Genomic DNA, 6,189 nt, shown 5'->3' with positions numbered 1-6,189 from the left:
GGCCGGCCCGCCTCACGGCTCCGGTTCGTCGTGCCGGTGGTGCCGCCCGCTGGGCGACAGGTGGTGCCGCCACCGCGCCGGCCGGTCGGTCTCGTGCCGGTTGCCCGATCTCGAGCCGTTGCCCAGCACGTCCGAGGCGGCCACCCACCGCTGCGCGCCGTCTTCGTCGGTCATCGGCACGCGCAGGCCGTCCTCGCCTGCCCGGCACTCCCCGGACACGACACCCACGCGCACGGTCACCTTGTCCGGCCCGTCGTCGTCGCGGTCGAGGTACATCAGCCGTTCGCCGACCGGGAAGGCGTCCGCTTGCAGTTCGTGGTCGTGGGACGTCGTCGTCATCCGGTGCTCCCCTCGCATTGTCAATTCCAACAGCGGGTACCGCCGGGGTCCGGAGCGGATTCCTCGTCCGCCGTCTGCCTGCCTCCTGGCGACGGCGGAACCCGATGCTAACCGGCGATTGTCCGGAACACGACCCTTCGTCCTTCAGAAATCGTTCGAGCGCACCGGGTCGCGACCGTCGACGATGGCCCGCGCGAGGTCCGCGACCCGCTGGTTGTGGTCGCGCGCGTACCGCCGCAGGCCCTCGAACGCCGTGTCCACACCGATCTTGTGCCGTTCCGCCAGCATGCCCTTGGCCTGCTCGATCACGACCCGGCTGTCCAGCGCGGTCTGCAGGTGCCGCAACCGCACGCCGAGCTGGTGCAGATCCCGTTGGTGGGCCAGGCGAAGCGCGGCCGCGTGCGCCAGGCGCGGCCCAGCGGGGTGGGTATTTCCGCCGACGTCGAACAGGCACAGCGCGCCGAAGACCTCACCGTCGGCGTCGATCGGCAACGTGTGTACCGAGGAGTAACCGGCTTCCTTGCAGGCCGGGGAAAACCGCGGCCACGGGCCGTCGCCCGATGATCCACTGTGGAGGCATTCCGGGGCAGGCCCCTCGCCGAGTTCGAGCTGGAGGCGCACCAGATCACGCGCGGCCCCGGTGCCGGCGGCGATTTCCACCGGCTCGGCCGGGAACGACACCAGCACCCCGGCGTCGCGCGCGGGCACGAGGACGGTGGCGCGCTCGGCGAGGTCCTGCGCGAACCGGTGCACGTCGAAGCCCTCGGATTCGCGCGCCAGCAGTTCGAGCAGGGCGTCGATCAGTTCGGTGCGCATGGGCCGCCCTCCCGTGTCCGTGAGCCGTACCCGCGTCCGGCTTGCCGCGAACTGGGCTGATCGGGTGAACCACGATCCGTGCCCGATCGGCTCCCGCTCGTTCTTGACCAGCGTTTACGCCCCCATCACGGGCGATAGTGCTTGTGTGACGTGCATTACAGTTTTACCGTGTCGCATGACCACCGCGTTCGACACCGCCAGGGCGATCGGCGACGCCGTCCTGTACCGCCCGCGGACGCAGGACTGGCGGTTCGGGGTGCTGATGCCGCCGGCGTTCGCGTCACCGCAGGCCGGTGACTTCGCCGACTGCCGCGTGGAGTGCCTGCTGGAACCCCGCTCCCACGCCGTGCTGCACGTGCGGCTGCGGTTCCTCCAGGGGCAGGAGCGCGTCGTGCGCCAGGACGGCGCCGAGCACATCAGCTGGGACGAGGCGGTCGAGCGCGAGGTCGACGCCGTGCTCCCGGTCGCGGAGCTGACCGCCCAGCGCACCTGCGTCCCGTTCGTCGTCGGCGGCGCCGAGCGGACCGAGGTCCTCGGCCCGGCGAGCAGGCTCGTCCGCCGGAGCTGGACGGTCACCGGCGAGCTGCGACTGAGCGCGCAGGTGCTGGGCGGCCCCCACGGCGGGATCCGGTTGCGGGCCGACGTCGTCAACAACACCGAGTGGTACGAGCCGGACTCGCCGCGGGAAGTCGCGCTCCGGCACGCGATGCTGGCCGCGCACCTGGTGCTCGCGGTGAACGCGGGCCGGTTCGTGTCGCTGACCGAACCGCCGCCGTGGGCGCGGGCGGCCGCCGAACAGTGCGAAAGCCACCGGCTGTGGCCGGTCCTGCTCGGCGACAACGACGCCGCCGTGCTGGCCGCGCCGGTCACCCTGTACGACCACCCGGTCGTCGTGCCGGAGAGCGAAGAACGCATCCAGTACGTGCGCCGCGGGCTCCCGGAGGACGTGTGGTGGGACCCCGGCGGGGTGTCGCCCGAAACCGACGAGGTGGTGGTCGCCGGAATCGCGGTGGCCGCCGGCAGCCGGGTGCGCCTCCGCGACGGCCGCACCGGCACCGTCCAAGCAGTACTGTCCGATGAGGACGGCAACCTGCACCTGGAGGTCAGGGTGGGCGACCGGTACCACTACACCACGCCGGACGAGGTCGAACCCCTGCGCGGGTGACCGGTCAGGGCGCCAGGTCGGCCGCGTTGTACTTGCAGGAGGCGTTCCACAGCAGGAACGAGTCCATCCCGTTGGCACGCGCGCCGTCCAGCTGCGCCCGGATCTGGTCCCGTCCGTAGTGGACGGACATGCTGAACGCCTGGATCCACGGGATGATCACGGTCTGCGTCCCGGCGGCCTTCTCGGCGAACGCCGCCAGCGAGCGCTGGGTGATCTCCAGCGGCTGCGACTCCGGGTCGGAGACCCCGTACTCGCCGGGACCCCAGTGCGACGGGTAGATCATCGGCGCGATGTAGTCGACCTTGCGCGCCATGGCGGTGATGTCCTGCCCGATCTGCGTCGGCCGGTTCACCGCGATCCCGAACACCGACGCGCCCAAGTACGCGCCCTCGGCCCGGACCGCGTTGCGGCTCTCCGTGAGGAAGTCCACGATCCCCTCCTCCGGCGTGCCTTCCAGGCCGGGGAACCGCAGCTGCTCGATCGGGCCTTCCGGCCGCCGCACGTAGTCGTAGAGGATGTCGTCGAACCCGGCCCGCGCGGCTTCCGTCGCGAGCGCGATGTTGTACTCCCGCACCTCGCGGTTGGCGAAGTTGGTGAACGCGTACTCGCCGTACCCGCTGGCCCACGGCTGCCCGTCGGCGCTCTGCACGACCCGGTCGCGCTTGCCGGACTCCCACGACGCCCTGGCCAGGATCGGGTCGCGGAACGCGACCAGCCTGCCGACGACGCGGATGCCCTCCTTGTGCAGCTGCTCGACGACGCCGCGCAGGTCGTAGTAGTTCTTCGCGGCGCCGATCTCCTTCGCCAGCGGGACCTGCGAGTTGTACCCGACCTCGCCGCTCTCGTCCTTGATGTCCAGCTGGACCGTGTCGATGAGCCCGTCCCGCGCCATCTGCAGCACCGGTTCCCGCAGCGCCGGGGCGGTCCAGGCCACCGCGGTCATGTGCACCCCGCGCATCCCGGGGTGCCGCGCCCGCACCGGGACGCGCCCGGCCGCCCGGTTGCCCGCCGCGTCCTGCGCGCCGATCTCGATCTTCGCCGGGGGAGTCGGGATGGTCGCGGTGAAGTTGCCGAACTCGTTGACCTTCACCTCTTCGCCCTGGACCGTGACCTTTTCCGCGCCCTTCGCCGTGCCGCGCAGCGTCACCGGCTTGCGCGGGTCGCTGATCTCGATGGGCTGGAAGGTCAGCTCCGGGGCGGTGTTGTCGACGGTGAACGTGCGAGTCACCACAGCGTCCGGCAGCCCGGGGACCTCGTTCGGCAGCCGGGCGGCCAGCGTGTGCTCGCCGTCGCCGATCTTCAGCGGCGGCAGGACCAGCCGGCCGCCGTCACGTTTCGTGGTCAGCGGCTGGTCGTCGAGGGTGACCGCGACCCGGTCGAGGTCGCTGTCGCGTGCCGCCAGCACGCGGATGTCACGCAGCGATTCCGCGTTGGTGGTGACGTCGTCACCGAGGCCCTGGATGGCCAGCCCGAACGGGAGCGATTGCACCACCGCCGGGGTGACGGCGATGGCCATCGTGGCGATGATGGCCACGAGGACCAGAATCGAGTTCTGGGACCGCGTCCGGTGCCTGCCCATGTAACCCTCCCGCGCCGGTTGTGCCGAGCAGCGGGCACATTCCCCGGATCAACCGGGTCATTCGGGAATCCATCCCTTCGGGTTACACCCCGTTGCCTTCGTGCTACGCAGGGCGCACGTTGGAAGGCGTGACACCCAAGCTGGCTTCCCTCGTAGCGGTCCTGTTCCTGCTCACGGCGTGCACCACGGTCGTCGAAGGCCGGCCGCACGAGCAGCGCGACGACGGCCAGGAGTGGGCCGCGTTCGCGCCGCTGCGGTCCTCCGCTCCGGCGGCCCCGGCCGAACCGGCGTCGGTGCGCGCGAACGAGCTGGGGCGGGTTCCGGTGCTCATGTACCACCGGATCGTGCCGGAGACCGAATCGGTCTACGACCGCACGCCCGAGGACTTCCGGGCGGAGCTGGAACGGCTGGACCGCGAGGGCTACGTGCCCGTGTCGGCGGCCGACTTCACCGCGGGCCGCATCGACGTCCCGGCCGGCAAGCACCCGGTGGTGCTGACCTTCGACGACGGCGACCCCAGCCAGTTCGCCCTCGGCCCGGACGGCAACCCGGTGCCCGGCACGGCGGTGGCGATCATGCTCGACTTCGCTCGCAGCCACCCGCAGTTCCGGCCGGTGGCCACGTTCTACGTCAACGCCGAGGCGTTCGGCGACCCCGGTGGCGCCCGGACGATCCCGTGGTTGCTGGCCAATGGTTTCGACGTCGGCAACCACACCAAGACGCACGCGAACCTGCGCGAGGCCGACGAGGAGACCGCGCAGGCCGAGATCGGCGAGCTGGACGCGCTGATCCGGCGCGCGGCGCCGCAGGCCAACCCGACGACGATCGCGCTGCCGTTCGGCGTCCACCCGCGGCCGAAGGAACTCGCCTTGCAGGGCAACGGTTACCGCTACCAGGGCGCGTTCCTGGTCGGCTCGAACCCGTCCGCGTCCCCGTTCACCGCCGACTTCGACCCGCTGAACATCCCGCGCATCCGCTCGCAGGGCGCGACGGGCGAGGAGGCCGAATACGGTTCGGCGGTGTGGCTGGACAAGCTCGCGCAGAACGCGGAAAGCAGGTACACCTCGGACGGCGACCCGGCGCGGATCTCCTACCCGAAGTCCGACACCGACGAGGTGGCCGCCAAGTTCCGGGACAAGGTGAACCCGTACTAGATGTACTGCTCGGGGAGGTTGTGAACGCGGGGACACGTAGTTGGATGATCTTGAAGTGAGGGAGGACCTCCGGGTTCGGTGTGGATCACCACAATCTGCACCGCACCGCAGGAGGTCCTCGTGTCTCACCGTAACGCGCCGTTGACCCCGACCGGCAGACTGCGTCTGGCCCGGTGTGTCGTGGAGGAGGGGTGGCCGCTGCGGCGGGCGGCGGAGCGGTTCCAGGTGTCGGTGGCCACCGCGAAACGGTGGACCGACCGTTACCGTGACGAGGGTGAGGCCGGCATGGTCGACCGCTCCTCACGTCCGCATCGCAGCCCGCATCGCACCCCGACCCGGACCGAGCGGCGGATCATCAAGGTCCGGGTGGCGCGCCGGTGGGGGCCGGCCCGCATCGCTGCCCTGCTGGGGTTGGCTGCTTCCACGGTGCATCGCGTGCTGACCCGCTATGGCCTGGCCCGTCTGCGGCACCTGGACCGGGCCACCGGGCGGGTGGTGCGCCGCTACGAACGCGCCACACCGGGTGAGCTGGTGCACGTCGACATCAAGAAGCTGGGCAACATCCCCGACGGCGGTGGCCACAAGATCTGCGACCGCGCCACCGGCAACCAGCACCGCAAGGCCACCACCACCGCCCGCTACCCCCACGGCAAACCCCAGATCGGCTACAGCTACCTGCACAACGCCGTGGACGATCACTCCCGCCTGGCTTACGCCGAGATCCTGCCCGACGAGACCCAGACCAGTGCGGTCGCGTTCTGGACCCGGGCCCAGGCGTTCTTCGCCTCCCACGGCATCACCGTGCAGCGAGTGCTGACCGACAACGGCTCCTGCTACCGCTCACGCAACTGGCGCAACACCCTCACCGCCGCCGGCATCCAACACAAACGCACCCGCCCCTACCGCCCCCAAACCAACGGCAAAGTCGAGCGGTTCAACCGCACCCTGCTCGACGAATGGGCCTACGCCCAGCCCTACCACTCAGAAACCGCACGGCGCGCCGCCTTGCCCGGCTTCCTCCACTACTACAACCATCACCGACACCACACCAGCATCGGCGGCCCACCCGCCACCCGCATACCCAACCTCACGGGACAGAACAACTAGAGCGTGCCCTGTAGGGGTTGTGACCTGCG

General features: G+C 70.6%; 6 protein-coding genes. 3 read left to right on the top strand and 3 right to left on the bottom strand.

The genetic code is table 11. From position 1 onward, the window contains the following. Positions 1 to 12: 12 nt before the first annotated feature. Together AMY39116_RS0331090 and AMY39116_RS0331085 are read right to left on the bottom strand one after the other, a co-directional pair. Positions 13 to 339, bottom strand: a complete 327-nt coding sequence (locus tag AMY39116_RS0331090; RefSeq protein WP_020421512.1) for a hypothetical protein — start codon at positions 337 to 339, stop codon at positions 13 to 15. Between the two features lie 144 nt (positions 340 to 483). After that, positions 484 to 1,155, bottom strand: coding sequence for a GAF and ANTAR domain-containing protein (locus AMY39116_RS0331085; RefSeq protein ID WP_020421511.1), 672 nt, complete (start codon positions 1,153 to 1,155; stop codon positions 484 to 486). A 175-nt stretch (positions 1,156 to 1,330) separates the two neighbouring features. Between AMY39116_RS0331085 and AMY39116_RS0331080 the strand changes: the two genes are divergently transcribed. Next, entirely contained in the window at positions 1,331 to 2,320 is a 990-nt protein-coding gene (locus AMY39116_RS0331080; RefSeq protein ID WP_020421510.1) for a hypothetical protein, read from the top strand. Between the two features lie 4 nt (positions 2,321 to 2,324). Here the strand turns inward: AMY39116_RS0331080 and AMY39116_RS0331075 are convergent, their stop codons facing one another. Then, a complete protein-coding gene (locus tag AMY39116_RS0331075) occupies positions 2,325 to 3,899 on the bottom strand; it encodes a putative glycoside hydrolase (protein ID WP_020421509.1) in 1,575 nt (524 codons plus the stop codon). 128 nt (positions 3,900 to 4,027) lie between these two features. On the opposite strand from AMY39116_RS0331075, the gene AMY39116_RS0331070 reads away from it, so the two are divergent. Both AMY39116_RS0331070 and AMY39116_RS0331065 read left to right on the top strand, forming a co-directional pair. Then, a complete protein-coding gene (locus tag AMY39116_RS0331070) occupies positions 4,028 to 5,053 on the top strand; it encodes a polysaccharide deacetylase family protein (RefSeq protein WP_020421508.1) in 1,026 nt (341 codons plus the stop codon). Positions 5,054 to 5,173: 120 nt separating this feature from the next. Beyond that, a complete protein-coding gene (locus AMY39116_RS0331065) occupies positions 5,174 to 6,160 on the top strand; it encodes an IS481 family transposase (RefSeq protein WP_027936368.1) in 987 nt (328 codons plus the stop codon). Positions 6,161 to 6,189 lie beyond the last annotated feature (29 nt).

Source organism: Amycolatopsis sp. ATCC 39116, assembly GCF_000231075.2.
GTDB lineage: Bacteria > Actinomycetota > Actinomycetes > Mycobacteriales > Pseudonocardiaceae > Amycolatopsis_E > Amycolatopsis_E tucumanensis.
This window is presented reverse-complemented; position numbering and strand designations above follow the sequence as displayed.